At 45.0% G+C, this 17610-nt stretch carries 14 protein-coding genes; 6 read left to right on the forward strand and 8 right to left on the reverse strand.

Translation table 11 applies throughout. The features are described from left to right. The first annotated feature begins 158 nt into the window (after positions 1–158). On the forward strand, positions 159–2306 hold the full coding sequence (locus E8Q33_RS05750) for a methyl-accepting chemotaxis protein (RefSeq protein ID WP_136553482.1): 2148 nt from the start codon (positions 159–161) through the stop codon (positions 2304–2306). A gap of 6 nt (positions 2307–2312) precedes the next feature. Here the strand turns inward: E8Q33_RS05750 and E8Q33_RS05755 are convergent, their stop codons facing one another. Continuing rightward, the gene (locus E8Q33_RS05755; RefSeq protein ID WP_136553484.1) at positions 2313–3905 is read right to left on the reverse strand and encodes a tetratricopeptide repeat protein; all 1593 of its coding nucleotides are present in this window, start codon (positions 3903–3905) and stop codon (positions 2313–2315) included. 170 nt (positions 3906–4075) lie between these two features. Here E8Q33_RS05755 and E8Q33_RS05760 point away from each other — a divergent pair, with 170 nt between their 5' ends. Next, a complete protein-coding gene (locus tag E8Q33_RS05760) occupies positions 4076–5089 on the forward strand; it encodes a metal-dependent hydrolase (protein ID WP_136553485.1) in 1014 nt (337 codons plus the stop codon). Positions 5090–5154: 65 nt separating this feature from the next. Here the strand turns inward: E8Q33_RS05760 and E8Q33_RS05765 are convergent, their stop codons facing one another. Together E8Q33_RS05765 and E8Q33_RS05770 are read right to left on the reverse strand one after the other, a co-directional pair. Beyond that, on the reverse strand, positions 5155–6507 hold the full coding sequence (locus tag E8Q33_RS05765) for an ATP-binding protein (protein ID WP_136553487.1): 1353 nt from the start codon (positions 6505–6507) through the stop codon (positions 5155–5157). Beyond that, positions 6494–7165 (reverse strand): response regulator, encoded by a 672-nt coding sequence (locus E8Q33_RS05770; RefSeq protein ID WP_069295147.1) that lies wholly within the window; start codon positions 7163–7165, stop codon positions 6494–6496. The genes E8Q33_RS05765 and E8Q33_RS05770 overlap by 14 nt, the downstream gene beginning before the upstream one ends. A 422-nt stretch (positions 7166–7587) precedes the next feature. On the opposite strand from E8Q33_RS05770, the gene E8Q33_RS05775 reads away from it, so the two are divergent. Both E8Q33_RS05775 and E8Q33_RS05780 read left to right on the forward strand, forming a co-directional pair. Next, on the forward strand, positions 7588–10743 hold the full coding sequence (locus E8Q33_RS05775; protein ID WP_136553489.1) for an efflux RND transporter permease subunit: 3156 nt from the start codon (positions 7588–7590) through the stop codon (positions 10741–10743). A gap of 10 nt (positions 10744–10753) precedes the next feature. After that, entirely contained in the window at positions 10754–11854 is a 1101-nt protein-coding gene (locus E8Q33_RS05780) for an efflux RND transporter periplasmic adaptor subunit (RefSeq protein WP_136553490.1), read from the forward strand. 43 nt (positions 11855–11897) lie between these two features. On the opposite strand, the gene E8Q33_RS05785 is transcribed toward E8Q33_RS05780, so the two are convergent. From E8Q33_RS05785 to E8Q33_RS05795, 3 genes are all read right to left on the reverse strand, one after another. Next, the gene (locus E8Q33_RS05785) at positions 11898–12050 is read right to left on the reverse strand and encodes a DUF3309 family protein (RefSeq protein ID WP_211116111.1); all 153 of its coding nucleotides are present in this window, start codon (positions 12048–12050) and stop codon (positions 11898–11900) included. A gap of 84 nt (positions 12051–12134) precedes the next feature. Next, entirely contained in the window at positions 12135–12860 is a 726-nt protein-coding gene (locus E8Q33_RS05790) for a Crp/Fnr family transcriptional regulator (protein WP_069295143.1), read from the reverse strand. 144 nt (positions 12861–13004) lie between these two features. Continuing rightward, entirely contained in the window at positions 13005–13724 is a 720-nt protein-coding gene (locus E8Q33_RS05795) for a Crp/Fnr family transcriptional regulator (protein ID WP_136553491.1), read from the reverse strand. A 377-nt stretch (positions 13725–14101) separates the two neighbouring features. Here E8Q33_RS05795 and E8Q33_RS05800 point away from each other — a divergent pair, with 377 nt between their 5' ends. Next, positions 14102–15490 (forward strand): diguanylate cyclase domain-containing protein, encoded by a 1389-nt coding sequence (locus tag E8Q33_RS05800; RefSeq protein ID WP_136553493.1) that lies wholly within the window; start codon positions 14102–14104, stop codon positions 15488–15490. 62 nt (positions 15491–15552) lie between these two features. Further along, positions 15553–15879, forward strand: a complete 327-nt coding sequence (locus E8Q33_RS05805) for a BON domain-containing protein (protein ID WP_136553494.1) — start codon at positions 15553–15555, stop codon at positions 15877–15879. Positions 15880–15882: 3 nt separating this feature from the next. On the opposite strand, the gene E8Q33_RS05810 is transcribed toward E8Q33_RS05805, so the two are convergent. Together E8Q33_RS05810 and E8Q33_RS05815 are read right to left on the reverse strand one after the other, a co-directional pair. Then, on the reverse strand, positions 15883–17124 hold the full coding sequence (locus tag E8Q33_RS05810) for an SLC13 family permease (RefSeq protein ID WP_136553496.1): 1242 nt from the start codon (positions 17122–17124) through the stop codon (positions 15883–15885). A gap of 180 nt (positions 17125–17304) precedes the next feature. Further along, a complete protein-coding gene (locus E8Q33_RS05815) occupies positions 17305–17577 on the reverse strand; it encodes a glycine zipper 2TM domain-containing protein (RefSeq protein ID WP_342670158.1) in 273 nt (90 codons plus the stop codon). Positions 17578–17610 lie beyond the last annotated feature (33 nt).

Below are 17610 nucleotides of genomic sequence, written 5' to 3' on the forward strand. Positions count from 1 at the left end.
CGTGCACTGTAACGGTTCGCACAAGCATATACCGCACTCTTAAGGTGCGGTATTTTTTTATCCAAATTACTAAGTTTCTGTTTTTTAATGCATACCTATTTTGGTGTAGATATTGCCTACTACCTTTGGCGTATTTCATCACTACAGGTACCATCACAATGTCTTTAAAAAGCCTTTCCATGAACTTGAGTAATACCGAACGGCGTTGGTTACCCTGGATGGGTTCGACGGGAAAACTTGCCATGGCATGGAGCTGCTATCTAAACCGTGATACTTATCCAGCGGTTGAGCATACATTTGAAGGAATTGCAGCAACTCGCGTCAAATTGTTACAACAATGGGTTAATGCACAATGGAGTCAACTCAATCTGTTAGCTGAACACCTAAAAGAACCGCTTACCAGTATTGACGCCAATCTGCTTGCCCAGCGACTGGAATCTGCTAAAGATTTTTCTGAGCTGTTTATCATTGATCTCACTGGTCGTATTGTTCAATCAACATACCCAGCACATATCGATAAATATGATTTAAATGCCAATGCTGTTGAGCAAGGCTTAAAGCAAGCGTTTTTACATGGCCCTTATCGTGACCCATTAACACTGAAAATTGGTCCATCAAGTTCCAAATTTCATGATGAAGTCACACTGATGTTTTATCAGCCTTTAATGAATACCGACAATAACATTATCGGCGCGTTATGCGGTCGTGTTCCAAATGATGTTTTGGGTGATTTGATTCAACGTGAAGCGGGTCATGTCTATCCCGAGTCCGGTGATAATTATATTTTCATGGTCGATTCGCAGTTTGATCCGCAAATTCAACAAGGCGTCGCCTTATCCCGCTCCCGGTTTGAAGGTAATACGTCTTCTCATGGCGAGAACCTTAAATCCGGCATTCATACCCAGTGGGGTGTGGTTAAAGTAAATCGGCATACGGAGTTTGAAATTCGTTTTATAGATCCAGCTACCGGACAATTACACCCTGGGGTACGCGAAACCATTCGAAATGGTGAAAACCTGTTTGTTACCTACCCGGGTTATTCGGATTACCGGCATATTCCGGTAATTGGTAAAGGCGTTACCTTTCAATTAAAAGGCTCGCCTGATCGGTGGGGCATGATGTGTGAAGGTGATCTGGAAGAAGTCTACCGTCGTCGCTCGGTCAATATCAGTTTAATGAAGAGCATTTTTTTAGGCATGTCAGCTTTGGTGGCAGTGAACAGCGCTTTGCATTACTTCACAGCATTACCACTACCCGCCATTGATGCTATCTCCTTCAGCATGATGATCCTCATCGCACTCATGATTCGCCGTTTCAGCACAAAAAAACTTGCTGATCGCATGAATGAAATGACTCTGGTTATCCAGGAAATTGCTGAGGGTGAAGGTAATCTACGGCAAAGACTCAACACCGAAAAAATGGTTGCCGATGAAACAGGCGATATGGGACGCTGGATCAACAGTTTTATCGATAATCTGGATGGCATTGTCGGCCAGGTTATTCATTCCAGTCAGGATGTGCATCAAACGAATAAATCCATGCTGCATACTAACCGCGAAGCTTTTCAAGTGTCATCCGAAGTGACCGATGCCATCGCCAAGATGCTGGATCTGTTAAAAGACCAAATTGACGATATCGGGCAAGCTAACCAAACCGCTGAAACGATGAAATTGGAAATGGATCGAGTTGTTGATGAAGCCCGCATTCAATTTGAAAACGCTCGTCAAGGCACTCAAGAAATCCGTAATGTCGTTGAAAACACAGCGAACTCCGTCAAGTCACTGAATAATCGCACCAGCGAAATCGGTAAGATCATCAGTGTTATTACCGAAATTACCAATCAAACCAATATGCTCGCTTTAAATGCGGCTATTGAGGCGGCCCGTGCAGGTGAACATGGTCGTGGTTTTTCCGTAGTCGCTGAAGAAGTACGCAATCTTGCCTCACGCACAGCCAATTCTGCCGATGAAATTCAGCGCATGATTGAAGGTATGCAACAAGAAACACAAGAAGCCATGCGCTTAATGGAAGCCGGTGTCGAAAATGTTGATCGCAGCCTGAAACTCACCGAACAGGCTTCCAATGACAATGGCGATCTGCATATTCTGGTCGAGCAGATGTTTTCAACCATCAAACAATTGGCAAATAACAGTCATATTCATGGTGACACGGCCAGACAGGTTGGTGTTTCCGCCGAGCAATTAAAATCAGCTGTTAGTGCCCTGCAGGATCGTTCCACAATGGTTCGAAACACTGCTCAAACGCTTTCACAATTGGTAGGCGTGTTTCAGGTAAGTACACGTTAATATGGCCTATGCAGGCTTCAAATCAAAGGCAATGCAGATGCGTTCTTCATTCGAATTAAACGGAATGGTGCGGTGAAACACTGATGATGGAAACATGACAATATCCCCAACTTCCGGCGCAATGGTTTTGCTGGGGAAATTGTCGTGTTGTTTTGGATAATCATCGCCGTGCGTGCTCAGCTCGATACTGCCTTCATCCGGATGCGTTTTCTGCTGGGGCAATGCCAGATATAGCGCACCACTCACCCAGCCTTCTTCATGAATATGCGAGGTTAAATGCCCACCGGTTTTCATTTTGACGTACCAGGAGCTGGCAAACACCGTCTGTTTGGGAAAACCTTTGGCAAAAATACCGGTTTCACCTTTGAGGTTTTCACGATACTCATCAATGGCTCGTGCTACCAGTTTGGCAATTTGCTGAAAACTGGCTTCAGTGCGTTTAAACAAATTGCCGGCTGACTGCACGCCATTATGTAAACGACCCTGACTTTTCTCTTCGATATCGGCTTGCTCTATATCCGCCAGCAATTGTTTTAATAATTCACTGTCACCTTTTAACTCTGGAATCTGCACATGGCAGACCAAATCCAGCGGATTTTTACAAAAATTGTAGTCATTCACCGTACCAAAGTTTTCAGCATAATGCCCCGCTAAAGTCGCTAAAAATGGTGAACTGTGACGGGCTTTTTTTAGTTGATCCAAGCCTTGTTTGAATTCATCGAACTGTTCGGTTTTATACAAACAATATAAAGAACGTTCCTGCCAGTCAGCATATTGAGATCGTTGGAAATAACTGAGCGCCTGGGGTAAATCACCGCTATCGTAGAGATAAACTGCCAGGCTGTAATTGGCTAAAGGTAATGATGGATCTAACTCAAGTGCCTGCTTATAAGCGGCAACCGATTCGTCATAACGCCCTTGATCACGTAATACTTCACCAATATTGCTATGCACTTCGGCGTAGTCAGGTTTCAGTTCAAGCGCCTTGTTGTAGGTGGCAATAGAATCAGCCAGTTTCCCCTGATTTTTCAGAGCGGTTCCCAGGTTAAAATACAGTTTGGCATCTTGCGAAATAGTTAAAGCACGTTGATATACCGCGACTGCCTCTTCCAGCCTGCCCTGCTCTTGTAAACACACGCCAAGATTGGCAATAGCTTCCAGAAAGTTCGGCTGTTGTGCTATCGCTTTTTGATAATATTCACCAGCTTCTTCAAAGCGGCTCTGCGATTGCAAAGCGTATCCCAGGTTGTATAACGCATCTGTCAGATCAGGTTTTAATCGCAGAACCTTTTTATAGCTGTTTATCGCCTCATCAACACGATTCAGGTTGGTGAGCAGAATACCCATATTGAAGTAAATCTCAGGTACATTAGGTTCAATCTCAGTTGCCTTGCGAAAAACAACCACGGCATCTTTGAATTTATTCTGTGCCGCTAAAGCATTACCATACAGATTAAGTACAGGAAATGAACGCGGGTAAGATTTAAGTAGTTTTTTAGATGCAGATTCAGCAAAGCCGACTTGCCCTGTATTCAAGGCCTGAATAATTGCTTGTAAATCGGCCTGTCCCGGCGTTGGGCTTGGCATCGGCTGTTTCATAACACAGTTCCAGTAATCAGGAGATATTTCCTGCAATTTACAGGACAATTTCCTATCAATGCAAGACATCTTCCTGAATTTTTATATTCTGTAATAAAAAACTACTGAAGAACCCTAAATACAGCTTGCGTGTCTGCTTAACACACTCCTTAAATAGAGGCTAAAAATTCATGGATACGATTACCCAGGCATTGCTTGGTAGCGCAGTCGCCTATGCCGTTGCTGGACGCAAAGCACCAAAAGCCGCGGTTTTATACGGTGCAGGATTTGCCATACTGCCGGACCTGGATATCTTTATTCAGCACGCCAATGATCTCGATACGATGACGTTACATCGAAGCTGGACACATTCGTGGATCGTACAAAGTTTGTTAGCACCGATAGTAGCCTTGCTGATGTGCAAACTGGACTCCAGGCTAAATTTTCAACGATGGTTTTTATTAATTTGGCTAGTTTGGGTCACCCATAGCGGGCTGGATGCGTTGACGGTTTATGGAACTCAGCTTTTCTGGCCATTTATGCCACCGCCGGTATCGATTGGCAGTATTTTCATTATCGACCCCATCTACAGCCTGCCACTTGCTGCTGGATTTGTGGCGATTCTGTTTGCTGCCGCTAAACGGTTAAGCCATAAGATGATGATCGGTAGTTTGTTATTTAGCTCGGCTTATCTTGTCTGGAGTATTGGTGCGCAATACTGGATAACCCAGCAAACCCATCAGGCCTTAGCTGATCAACAAATTGAATATCAGCATATTAAAGTAACCCCTGCTCCGTTAAATACATTGTTATGGCGCATTGTGGTGATCGATGAAGCAGACTACTACGAAGCATTTCGTTCAGTGTTTGATGGCGATGCAAAAATTGAATTTAGCAGGTTTGATCGTGGCAGTGAGCTAAAAGCATTATTACCTGATACGACTGATGTTGAACGGATTGAGTGGTTTACCCAGAACAATTACAAACTTGAACAACAAGACCACAAGCTTGTTGCAACCGATTTACGCATGGGCTTGGAGCCCAATTATTTTTTCCGTTTTCAATTGGCAGAAATACGTAATGATGAAGTCACTGAAACAACACCCAACCAATTGCCAATGTCACGTAATGCCAGAGAGGGTTTGACTTGGGTATGGCAACGGATCTGGGATCCGCAACGAGAAAATACGCTACAAGAAAATTAGCAAGGTAGTAGTGTTCTTCCCTCGCTTTTTTATTGCCCATGGATAAGACTTTTATGCTTTATGGCTTATTGCATCGGAATGCTGATAGTGACTACTAGACCTTTTGTTGCACCATTTTTAATCTGTAATTCGCCTTTAAAACGTCTGACAATGGCATCAACAATGGCAAGACCAAGTCCGCTGCCATCACTGTGATGGCCATGCACAAAACGTCGGGTTAATTCTGAAAGTAATTTTTCAGAAACGCCCGGCCCCTCGTCTTCTACTATCCACAGTAAGAAGTCATCCTGCTGCGTTGCCGAAAGTGTAATCACGCTATTTACAGGGGCATGACGAATGGCATTTTCCAGCAAATTACGTAAAGCGGCTGACAATAAAATCGCTGAGGCCTGAAGTTTTTCATCCACATCATCATTACAGCGCAAGGTCACCTGTTGTTGTTTGGCAAGGTGCTGTACATCACTCAACGCCATATTGTTGATTTCAGCAATCGGTAAACGTGTTGATTCGGTTAATTGTCCATCGCCTTCTACCCGAGCCAGTAATAACAGTTGATCCAATGTACGTTGCAATCTGTCAGTGGCTTTTTCAGCTTGTAACAAGGCATGCATAGCCTTGCCGCCATCAGTCAATCTGGCCACCTGCAATTGGGTTTTGATCCCGGCTAATGGCGTGCGTAACTCATGCGCTACATCTCCGGTAAAGCGGCGTTCCCTGAGTAAAGATTGCTGCATACGTTGTAATAAACGGTTTATTTCATCGACCAGCGGCCTTACTTCGGCCGGACGTTGCTCCCAGACCAGTGATGTCAAATCTTCAGTATTACGTTTCGCCATATTTTGACTTAGGCTGTGTAGCGGTTTAAATCCATGCAAGATGCCAAACCAGACTACTGCCAATGTGCCTGCCAGACTCAAGAAAAATGGCACTCCGGCAGCAATCACCACTGATCGCATCAAAGTATCGCGGGTTTCGAGTCGTTCAGCCGTGGTTATGGTTAAGCCGCCTTGAGAAAGATTAAACACCCGCCATGCCTCGCCATCTTGCATCCGGTTCTGATAGCCCTGTTGTGTGGTGGTCAATACATTATGTGGCGCGTCATGTGACACGGCGATAATATCGCCCGCTATATTTGCGACTTTGCATGCCAGTGTTGGCGGTAAATCTGGATTATGGGCAGGATCAAATAATGGACCGCGTTGCACACCTTTGACCAGCGGGTCCAAATCATATTGAGACATTAACGACATCAACATTTTGGCTGAAGCAGCAAGACGGTTATCCAGCGTATTCTGCATTTCTTTCTGCACGCTCATTAGCAACCACGGTGCCAATAGCAGCCACATCAATAACACTGCAATACCGATACGCCACAATAATTGCCAACGCAGATAATCTTTGGCTTTAGCCGGACTCATTGACCGCTCCTAAACGATAGCCCACACCACGAACAGTTTCGATCCAATCATCCCCTAATTTGCGGCGCAAATTATGGATATGTACTGCAACAGCATTGCTTTCAATGCCTTCTGCCCATCCGTAAAGCCTATCTTGTAACTGCGCAGCAGTGACCACTCTGCCGGGCTGTTGCAATAAGGTTTCCAACACAGTGATTTCACGTCGCGATAAGGTTAGAGTTTTGTTATTCAAGGTGACTTGCAAGGTAGAGGGATCAAATTGCAAACTGCCATGTTGAATGGCCTGCGTCGCTCTTCCTGCAGCTCTGCGACTCAGTGAATGTAATCGGGCAGCAAGTTCAGTCAAATCAAATGGCTTACTCATATAGTCATCAGCACCGGCCTGCAGTCCACTGACTCTATCGGGAACAGCATCCCGTGCTGTCAAAATAAGCACCGGAACATTATCGCCACGTTCCCGCCAACGATTGAGTAACTGCATACCATCTTCATCGGGTAAGCCTAAATCCAGGATGACCGCATCAAAACTGGCGGTAGACATTGCGGTTTCGGCACCACCGGCATTCATCACCCATTCTGCCTGGATACCCAATGCATTAAGGCCGGTCTGTATACCTTCCCCCATCAATGCATCATCTTCTACAATCAGTACATACATCGGTCTGTATCCGCGATAAAAACATTATTTTCATTCAATTGAATTAAGACAACGTTAACATTGTCTTAACATAGTCACTGCAATCTAAGGGTCTGTTTATCTTTCAGAGCCGCCTCTGTTGTGACTGAAAATACATCAATCAAGGCGCGAGGAGTGCAGTTTAGTCGTTTTAAATAAATGACGAGCAACGCAGAGTGAGGTATTTTCAGCCACAACCCGCAGGGCTGGGACTATTTTTCCGCCCCACTTCGTTGAAAATGACTTATGTAGAATAACTACACTGCATCATTTCCGCCTTGTTGGACGAAAAAATAGCCTCCAGCAGTGGTGGCCCTGAAAGATAAATAGACCCTGAAACAATAGCTGATTGGGTAGCGTCGCTGCAATCAGACACTCCAAATTAATAACAAGAGAAGCTATCTATGTGGCTGGTGCGATATGCCCTAACCCGACCTTATTCTGTGGCCGCTTTAAGTCTGCTGATTTTTGCAGCGGGATTTATCAGTTATCTTAAATTGCCTGTCGATGTATTGCCCAGCGTCAATATACCTTCGATAAAAGTGGTGTGGACCTATAACGGTCTTAATACCAATGAAATGGCTTCCAAAATCACCACCTTCAGTGAAGTGGCGATTATGAATAACGTTGATAACCTTAAGGAAATCCGTTCACAAACCTTAAACGGCACATCGGTTATTCATATCGATTTTCATCCTGAAGTCGATATTGCTAATGCGATGGCGCAGGTCACCGGGGTTTCACAAACCATACGACGGCGAATGCCGGAAGGCACTTCTCCACCACTGGTGGCCGAATACAATCAATCCAGTACACCGATTATTCAGCTGGTGATGTCTTCTGACACATTGACAGATGGCCAGCTAGCGGATTTTGCCCGGTTGCAGTTACGCGGCATGGTGCAATCAATCAATGGTATTCGGATGACACTACCCTATGGCGGTGCCACCCGGCAGATCATGGTGGATTTGGATCCGGAAGCCTTATTTGCTCAGGGATTGACTGCCAATGATGTAACACGGGCGATAAATGAACAGAACCTGACCCTGCCTTCAGGAAGTATTCGTGAAGCGCAAAATGAACTGCAAATTACCGTTAATGCCAGCCCCCAAGCAGTGGCCGATTTTGAAGATTTACCCATCCGGGCTCGAAATGGTGAGCTGATATTACTGCGTGACGTGGCTAATGTCAGGGATGGCACGGCATTACAAACCAATATCGCCCGTGTTAACGGACAAAATGCCGTTATGGTTTCGCTGATTAAACTGGGCGGTGCATCCACTGTTGGCATTATCGACGAACTGATGGAACGTTTGCCATCGATACAAGCAGCAGCACCAGAAGGCATTACCATTTCCCCTATTTTTGATCAGTCGGTGTTTGTCAGCACGGCGTTGCATCATATCGAAATGGAAATCCTTATTGTCGGCTCATTGGTCGCACTGATGGTTTTATTGTTTCTGGGTTCTTCACGCGCCACGCTGATTGTCTTGACCTCAATTCCTCTATCATTGCTAACTGCAATATTTGTATTAAATCTAACCGGCAATACGCTGAATCTAATGAGTCTTGGCGGGCTGGCATTAGCCATCGGTATATTGGTCGATAACGCATTGGTGGAAATTGAAAATATCAAACGTCACCTGGCCGACGGCATGGAACCAAGTCGCGCCGTGCTCACCAGCGCCAGTGAAGTAGCCTTTCCGGAATTAGTATCAACACTGTCAACTTGTATCGTGTTTTCGCCGATATTTTTATTAACCGGTGTGGCGGGTTATATCTTTCAGCCGATGGCGATTGTGGTTATTGCCTGTTTGGCTGCTTCCTATTTGTTATCAAGAACGGTTGTGCCGGCCTTGGCAAGATTATTATTGGCCAATGAAAAAGTACTGACCAAACAATCCAAAAATCCTTTAGTGCATTTACATCTGGCTTTGGAACATCGTCTGCACAATGGCCAGCAACATTTGCAAAACACCATCGGACGATTGCAAAAACATATTCTGGTTGCCCCATTAATCGGCATTGTCATTGTTACCGCCGCCGGTTTTGCCTTACAGGATATCGGCCGAGATTTCTTTCCGAAAACCGATGCCGGTTTAATGCGCTTTTATATGCGGGTAGATACCGGTTCGCGTATCGAACAGACAGCTGAAAAATTTGCCCAGATCCAACAGGAAATACGCCAAATTATTCCTGAAAACGAATTGGATTTTATGTTTGAAAACATTGGTATGCCGGATTCCATTAACCGTGCCTGGATCGATAGTTTCACCATTGGCAGCTACGACGGAGAGCTGCAAATTCAATTAGCCAAAGGTCATCAGCCGAGTAGCCAATACGAATCTGCTATCCGGCAAATGCTTAAAGAAAAATTCCCGGAAGTCACCTTATTCTCTCAAGCTGCCGATACCACTAACCAAACGTTGTCCGGCAGCACGCCGACTGCGTTGGATGTGCGATTTACCGGACGCAATCTGCCCGCCAGCATTGCCAAGGCCGAAACGTTGATAGAAAAAATGCAGGATGTTGAAGGTGCGGTGGATATCGGCTTTCAGCAAGTATTTGCTCTGCCAGAATATTACGTGAATCTGGATCGTAAACGGGCAGCTGAGCTCGGTGTAACCACTCAGGGTGCAATCAATAGTTTACTGGGCGCATTGGGGTCAGCTGGTACAGTTGCACCGAGCTTCTGGTCCGATCCGGTGTTTGGTTTTTCCTATGAAGTGCAAACCCGTACCCCACTGCATAAATTACGCACAACCGATGATTTGACGAATCTGCAGGTGCAAACCAGTGATCCGGATATCACCGTACCACTCGCCAGTATTGCCAGTATCACGCCACGTAATGTGGCTGGCAGTATCGGCCGTACCATGCTTCGGCCTACGGTCAACGTGTTAATTAATACTGAAAACACAGATTTGGGCTCGGTTTACAAAGCCACCCAACAGATCGTTAATGAACTGAAACAAGACATCGTGCCAGGCAATGATATCGAAATTATGGGACAAGCCGCCGCCATGGATGAAGCTTACCGTGATTTGTTATTCGGCTTTTTACTGGCGGTGTTTTTTATCTACATCATCATGCTGTTTAACTTTGCCTCGTGGATCATGCCTCTGGTCGCTCTATCAGGCGCGCCGATTGCCATTTCCGGGGCAATTATCGGCTTAATGCTAACCGGTACGACTATCAGCGTCCCGGCATTAATGGGCTTTATTATGGTCATAGGCGTATCAACCGCCAATAGTGTATTGGTCACCACATTTGCCCGTGATCAATGGGTGGCCGGTAAATCGGCATTTGAAGCTGCCCGCGAAGCTGCATCAACACGTTTAAGACCGGTCTTAATGACTGCGCTTACCATGATTATCGGTTTGTTGCCGATGGCTCTGGCACTAGGTGAAGGTGGTGAACAAAACGCGCCTTTGGCTCGCACCGTTATCGGTGGTTTGATGCTGGGCACCTTTGCCTCACTATTTTTAGTGCCATGGACTTTCAGCATGATCATGCAATTTATTAAACGTCCGCAGCCTATCAAGCTGCCGACAATTTGAGGAACTCACGATGCCAAACTTAACCAAGACAATCTTAGTTGCTGCCGTCATCGCTGTGCCTTTGTGGTTTTATGTTCAGCCCGAAACCGAAGCGAATATTGAACAACCCGCCACTGCCCCGGAAATACTCTCGGTGCGTATAGCACAACCGCAATCGATATCCAGCTATCAACCATTAGTATTTAACTCTCGCGTGGAAGCCATTGAACAATCAGATATTTTTGCCCGGGCAGATGGTTATGTTGAAAGCCGCCACGTGGATATTGGTGATGAAGTTAAGCAAGGCGACTTGTTAGCCAAACTGTCTTCTCCTGAGTTGGAACAGGAAATTCTGCAGGCCAAAGCCGAAATCAATCGGCAGAAAGCCATGTTGGATCTGACTGAGAAAGTGGCTAAGCGTTATACCAATCTGCGGGATTCAGGTGCCGTCAATGCGACTGAAGTCGATGAAAAAGAAGCTGAATTAGCGGTTGCCAAAGCGACATTAGCCACTTATCAAGCACGTCTTGAGCAATTGGAAAATGAGTTTGCCTACACCGAAATCGTTGCACCGTTTGATGGCATTATCACCCGTCGTCTGGCCGAGCGTGGTAATCGTATTACCCGTAATGATGCGATGCCTTTATTTCGTATCAGTCGCACTGACCAGTTACGCGTAATTGTAGATATTCCGCAAACCCAGTTATTTATTATTGACCAGCAACAAGCTGCACAACTGACCTTGCCGGATTTGGGAAATAAGCAAATTGATGTGCCTATTTCACGTGTTTCGCGTGAAGTAAATCGCGAAACTGGCACCATGCGAGTGGAATATCTACTGGAAAATGCCGAGCTGAATCTGCCGGCTGGTTTGAGTGGTGAATTGGCAATACAGGTTCAGGAAAGAGCTGATGCAGTACGCATTCCGGTCAATGCGCTGAAAACCATTCAAGGCAAACCATCTGTGATGCTGGTCAACGTGGATAATCAGGTTGAAGTCAAAACCGTTCGTGTAGGTCGACTGGATAATAGTGAAGTGGAGATATTGTCTGGACTTATCACCGAAGATCGGGTGATTCTTAATCCTAATGCCAGATTAGCTGAAGGCGTTAAGGTGACTGTTTCAGAATAAAATAGTCAGGCCCACTTGAAGAAGTGGGCCTGTACACAGCGATTTAAATTCGACCAGTCAGTAATAAAACCAACAATACAATTACCAACACACCGATTAAACCGGTCGGACCATAACCCCAATTTCGGCTATGTGGCCATGACGGCATTGCGCCAATCAATAACAAAATCAGAATTACTAGTAAAATCGTACTTATCGTCATGGCTATTACCTCTCGTTGAAATAATCACGATATAAACAAACATCAGCTAAGTCTGTTCGTTAGCGTACTCATCATTGTTCAAACAACTTTTTTGTTAAATATCTGCATAACCCGTTTATAGGTCTGTTTATCAATTTGATAACAACTGCAGGCGGAGGCTTCCAAACCTTCACCATCCAGAATGGTGATATTGCCGCGGTGATAATTGATCAACTGCTTTTTGTGTAATGCCGTGGCCGCTCGTGTAATGCCAACACGACGTACTCCCAGCATATAGGCCAGAAACTCCTGAGTAATGCGAAACTCATCGGAGTTTGCTCGATCACGAGTCATTAACAACCAACGTGCCAGTCGAGCTTCAACAAGATGAAATCGCGTGCAGGCGGCAGTTTGGGATAATTGCACCATGCATACATACAAATATTTTTTTAATACCGTCTCCAGTACCGGACTCTGTTTAATCTGCTGCTGCAAATTGGCCACTGAGATTCGTAAAGCAGGACCAGCCCCTTGGACCAATGCATGTAATGGTGCGGTGGTCATGCCTAATACAATAGTATTTCCCAGCATGCCTTCATTACCAATCATTCCCACTTCGAGGTTTGAACTTGCATCGACCGGCGCGATTAACGAAATGAAACTTTGACTGGGAAACCAAGCGTATTGCAATAGATCACCCGGTTCAGTAAGCGTGTCATTAAACTCCAATTCCACCGTCTCACATTGGGCCAATAGCCGTTTTCTTTCAAAGACAGGTAAATCAGCAATCAGGCGATTAATTGGTTTGCTATCAGGATTAAGCAAGTTGACACTCCATTATTCTGATAAAAGGACACTAAAACGATTGTGCCATTTCGGAGTTGTACTCTACGCACATTAGCGAAGCTTAGTCTTAATTGTTTGCTTGTCTCTGTCTGCCAGCCCACACACACGGTGAATGGTCTTAACCTATAAAGTTGGGTGTTCGCCCATTAATCTGTCGGTTTCTTTTTTAACCACCCGATAACATTCGCAGACGCGTTGTTCCAAACCTTTACGATCCAGCACGGTAATTTTGCCGCGGACGTAACGAATCAAACCATCTCGCTGTAAATGTCCCGCCGCCTCGGTAACCCCTTCACGACGCACCCCTAGCATATTGGCGATCAGTTCTTGAGTCATAGTAAGTTCATTTGATGGCAAACGATCCAGACTTAACAATAACCATCGGCACAATTGCTGGTCGACTGTATGATGCCGATTGCATACCGCCGTTTGGGCCATCTGTGTCATCAGCGCTTGTGTGTAACGCAACAATAAACGTTGTAAAGTTTCTGCTCGAAAAAACTCGTTTTTCAACCGTTGTCCACTTAAGCGATAAGGATATCCTGCACTTTGCACCACTGCCCAACTCGAGGTCGTTTCTCCCCCCATAAATAAAGAGATGCCGACAATACCCTCTTTACCAACCACAGCAATTTCGGCAGAAGCGCCACTTTCCATTACATGCAATAAAGACACTATTGCTGTAGTGGGAAAATACACATGTTTAATTAGATGATCAGGAGAATAAAGCGTATCTCCCAACGGCATTTCTATCAGCTCCAAATCCGGAAAAACGCGTTTGCGCTCTTCTTCTGACAGTGCTGCCAGCAGGTGATTATGACAGGGATCGTTTTCTAAACTCATACGCTCTACTTAATATTCCACAAATATCTGTTTATTAGCATTCAACCTCACACCTTCGGCGTCAGTCTTTCAACTTTCACAAATTTGATTAAATATTTTATTAACGCATAAACACTCTTTAACTGTTTGTACGGTACCGCACATAACATCAGAAAAAAACAATATTCCACATTCACATCATTTGTACGAAACCGTACATACGGATCCTGCTGTTGTCTTTATGCTGAAATCTACGCTGGCAAAAATTTAATAGGAGGAAAAGTAATAATGTTCATCCAATTTACTTTTGAAAATTCAAGCTTTTCACTAAAAAAACCTGTTAATTGTGATTCAACCAAGATGTCTCATGATACATCTCGGAATGGTTGAGAAATACTATGCGTACTCTACGTACACGTATAACCGACCGCGGATCAATCTGGCAGATTCTTCCAAAGAATCAAGGGGATAAACTAGATTACGAAAATCTGAAACGACTGTGCGATGAATTCCCTTTAGGCATCATTCTGTGTGATGAACAGGGTCGTTGTTTGTATTCAAACCAAGCTTATACAAACATTCTTGGCTATGCGCCGGGAGAGCTTCTCGATCTGGATTGGCACACTTGCCTCTACAGTGAAGACGCTGTTCCACTGAATGCTAAATGGAAACAAGCCATATCCAGCCGCAGTTCTCTACAGGATGATGTGCGTCTGATACGTGCTGATGGCACGATGATCTGGACTCGACTCCATGCCGCCATGCTGGATATTGCAGACTATCCTTTTGCTAGTCTGCTGATGGTTGAAGATATCTCCGAACGCAAGGCGTTGGAAAAAATATTGCGACAAGTGGAAAACGCTTTATTTGAAGAAAAAGAACGTGCTCAAGTCACGCTTGATTCAATTGGCGATGCTGTGCTGACCACCGATTTAGCAGGCAATATTACTTATCTCAACCGTGAGGCAGAACGATTAACCGGCTGGGATCGTCTTAAGGCCATGGGTAAACCTCTGTTGAGAGTATTCAATATCATTGATGGTGGGTCGCGTGACACTGCTCCGAATCCTGCCCAAAAAGCCATGCAGGAAAATCAAACCGTCGAGTTAGCCATTGGTTGCATATTAATCACCCAGGACGGAACTGAGGTTGAAATTGAAGATTCGGCCGCACCTATTCATAACCGTGATCAACAAGTCTCAGGTGCTGTTATTGTGTTTCACGATGTCACCAAGTCTGCTGCGATGATGGAAAAGACCAACCGCCTGGCATGGTATGACCATCTGACCGGCTTGCCTAATATGGCTCTGTTTACCGAACTTCTATCACAATCGATTGGTATGGCGTACCGGCATAACAAACGAGTGGCGATACTGTTTTTAGATATGGATGATTTCAAAAAAATAAATGATAGCTTCGGTCATTTAACTGGTGATGATTTATTAAAATCGGTTGCCGATCGTGTCACTAAATGTATCCGAGTTACAGACATTGTTTGCCGGCGTAGCGGTGATGAGTTTCTGATTTTATTGGGCGAAATAGAATTGCCGGAAGATGCCACTCTCGTCGCCAGGCAAATTCTTTCAGCTATTGCCGTGCCGCAGCGTGTAAATGACAACGACATTACCTTAGCCGCCAGTATCGGTATCAGTGTTTATCCTGATGACGGCTTGGATGCCACGACCCTAATGACATGTGCTGATAGATATATGTATCTCGCTAAACAAAGCGGGCCGAATCAATTTTATTATTCCGGCTCTCCGCACACTGGAAAAGTTAAGCCTTAATGTCGTTAGGCATCTACTTTAATGATCAAGCCAGTTTTAAACGACTTTTCTGGACAAATATTATGAAATCTATTACTAAATCAATGCTATTTATCACACTGTTAGCCCTTCCGCTGATGGCAGCACTGTCAATCAGTGGTTGTGCTTCTACATCCACTCAATCCGGTACTGGCGAATATATTGATGACAGTGTGATTACCGCCAAAGTTAAAGCGGCCATCCTCAATGAAGAAACTCTGAAAGTCGCCGAAATCAACGTTGAAACCTTTAAAGGTGTTGTTCAACTAAGTGGCTTTGTCAGTTCACAGGCAGATATTGACCGGGCTGTTGTTGTGACACGCGGCGTTGCCGGCGTGAAATCGGTAAAAAACGATATGCGGGTTAAATAAAACTCACCAAGGCATTCCGGTCGCCCAGCTAAACCAGAGGGCGGCTGGAACCATGCTGAGAACAGTGATGGGAATACCTACCCGCATAAAGTCCATAAATCCGAGTTTTACTCCCTGACTCGATGCACGTTCGGCGACAATGATATTGGCCAAACTACCGGTCAATAAAAGGTTGCCGGCAAGGGTTGAAAACAACGCTAACCCTTGTAAGGTAATAACCGAAAGGTTTTCTGTTACCCCCAATAACAACATCACAGCAGGCACATTGCCAATTGTGTTGCTGGCAATTAATGAAAATGGAATTAACACGGCCAGTCTATCCGGTAGCCAACCCTGTGTTTCCAGATAACTCACTGCTGAACCTGTCATTGGCAACGCACTGAACGCCGCCGTCACCACAAATAATGATGCGATTAATACCAACAATGGCAGATCTACTTCTCTAAGCAATCTATCGGTTTTAATAACTCGACCCAATAATAGAAACAGCACTACGCCAAGTGCAATTTGATAACGAAACTCAGAAAACAAAATCAACAGCACAATTAATATCATTGTGGCTAACAGGCTTTTGATAAACAGCCAGCGATCGGCAGTGTGATCATCTTCCCAGTAGCGAATAGTCGTGGCTTGCTGTAACTGATTACACCACACTCGATTCACCACTGCATACACGACTCCTAACGCAAGCAACACAGGCACGATGGTTAATAGAAAATAGTCGTGAATGGACAAAGCCCCCACACTGCCGATAAGAATATTTTGTGGATTGCCAATCAAACTGACCGCTGAGCCAGCATTTGCAGCCCCGGCCAGCGCCAACAAATAAGGACGTGGATCCAGGCCCTGACGCATTAATGCCATGCACAATACCGGTGTAAAGGCGAATACCACGATATCGTTAACCAATACCATCGATAACCCACCGCCGCTTATCACTACGCCAGCTAACAATAGCTTTGGTCTATCGGCTCGATAACTTAACCATTGGCTTAAGACATTAAAGCTATTCGCTGCTGCAAAATGGGCTGCCAAGAGCATTAAAACAAATAGCATTAATAAGGTTGGAAACTCGATAATTTCCGGTAGCTCGTTGACTCCCACCGCACCGAGGGCGATCAACATAAATGCACCAGCCATGGCAATGCCCGTACGATCGGCACTCAGCCCAGGCAATTTACCGACCGCCATCACGTAATAAACTATTAAAAAAACGCTTAACACCAATATATCTGGCAACGGCATTCTTTTTTCCTTGTGGCCGACATTAGTAATTATTTAAACGGATGAACACAATTTATCGGTGAGTTCGTCTGCACAGGCAATTTTAAGAGAAAACTGTTTTATCCGCTGTATTTCACACGGTCTAAAACAAAAAAGCCCCGTCATCACTGACGGGGCTTTTGCTTTGTTACTTTCTGGTAATTAATCTTTACCGACTTGATTACCAATTACGCCGCCTACTGCAGCACCACCAACAGTACCGACTGCGCTGCCACCGGTTAAGATGGCACCGCCCACGGCACCAATACCTGCGCCTGCTGCTGTGTTCTTATCGCGGCTGGACATATTGCCGCAACCGGCTGTTACCAGCATAGCTGTAGCTAAAAGGGCGATAAATGATGTTTGACGAATAATGTTCATAATAGTTATCTCTGAGTTCGGCCAAAACATATCTGGCGCGATACCAATCAGCATACTCGCCTTTGTTTATTGGCATGTGTTTAGTTT

The sequence above is a fragment of the Methylophaga sp. SB9B genome (assembly GCF_004832235.1).
Taxonomy (GTDB): domain Bacteria; phylum Pseudomonadota; class Gammaproteobacteria; order Nitrosococcales; family Methylophagaceae; genus Methylophaga; species Methylophaga muralis.

Bases quoted from the DNA above. Each gene is read 5' to 3' on its own strand.
- E8Q33_RS05800 (WP_136553493.1), top strand. From the start codon at position 14,102: ATGCGTACTCTACGTACACGTATAACCGACCGCGGATCAATCTGGCAG.
- E8Q33_RS05760 (WP_136553485.1), top strand. From the start codon at position 4,076: ATGGATACGATTACCCAGGCATTGCTTGGTAGCGCAGTCGCCTATGCC.
- E8Q33_RS05805 (WP_136553494.1), top strand. From the start codon at position 15,553: ATGAAATCTATTACTAAATCAATGCTATTTATCACACTGTTAGCCCTT.
- E8Q33_RS05755 (WP_136553484.1), bottom strand. From the start codon at position 3,905: ATGAAACAGCCGATGCCAAGCCCAACGCCGGGACAGGCCGATTTACAA.
- E8Q33_RS05775 (WP_136553489.1), top strand. From the start codon at position 7,588: ATGTGGCTGGTGCGATATGCCCTAACCCGACCTTATTCTGTGGCCGCT.
- E8Q33_RS05815 (WP_342670158.1), bottom strand. From the start codon at position 17,577: ATGCTGATTGGTATCGCGCCAGATATGTTTTGGCCGAACTCAGAGATA.
- E8Q33_RS05795 (WP_136553491.1), bottom strand. From the start codon at position 13,724: ATGAGTTTAGAAAACGATCCCTGTCATAATCACCTGCTGGCAGCACTG.
- E8Q33_RS05810 (WP_136553496.1), bottom strand. From the start codon at position 17,124: ATGCCGTTGCCAGATATATTGGTGTTAAGCGTTTTTTTAATAGTTTAT.
- E8Q33_RS05770 (WP_069295147.1), bottom strand. From the start codon at position 7,165: ATGTATGTACTGATTGTAGAAGATGATGCATTGATGGGGGAAGGTATA.
- E8Q33_RS05765 (WP_136553487.1), bottom strand. From the start codon at position 6,507: ATGAGTCCGGCTAAAGCCAAAGATTATCTGCGTTGGCAATTATTGTGG.
- E8Q33_RS05780 (WP_136553490.1), top strand. From the start codon at position 10,754: ATGCCAAACTTAACCAAGACAATCTTAGTTGCTGCCGTCATCGCTGTG.
- E8Q33_RS05750 (WP_136553482.1), top strand. From the start codon at position 159: ATGTCTTTAAAAAGCCTTTCCATGAACTTGAGTAATACCGAACGGCGT.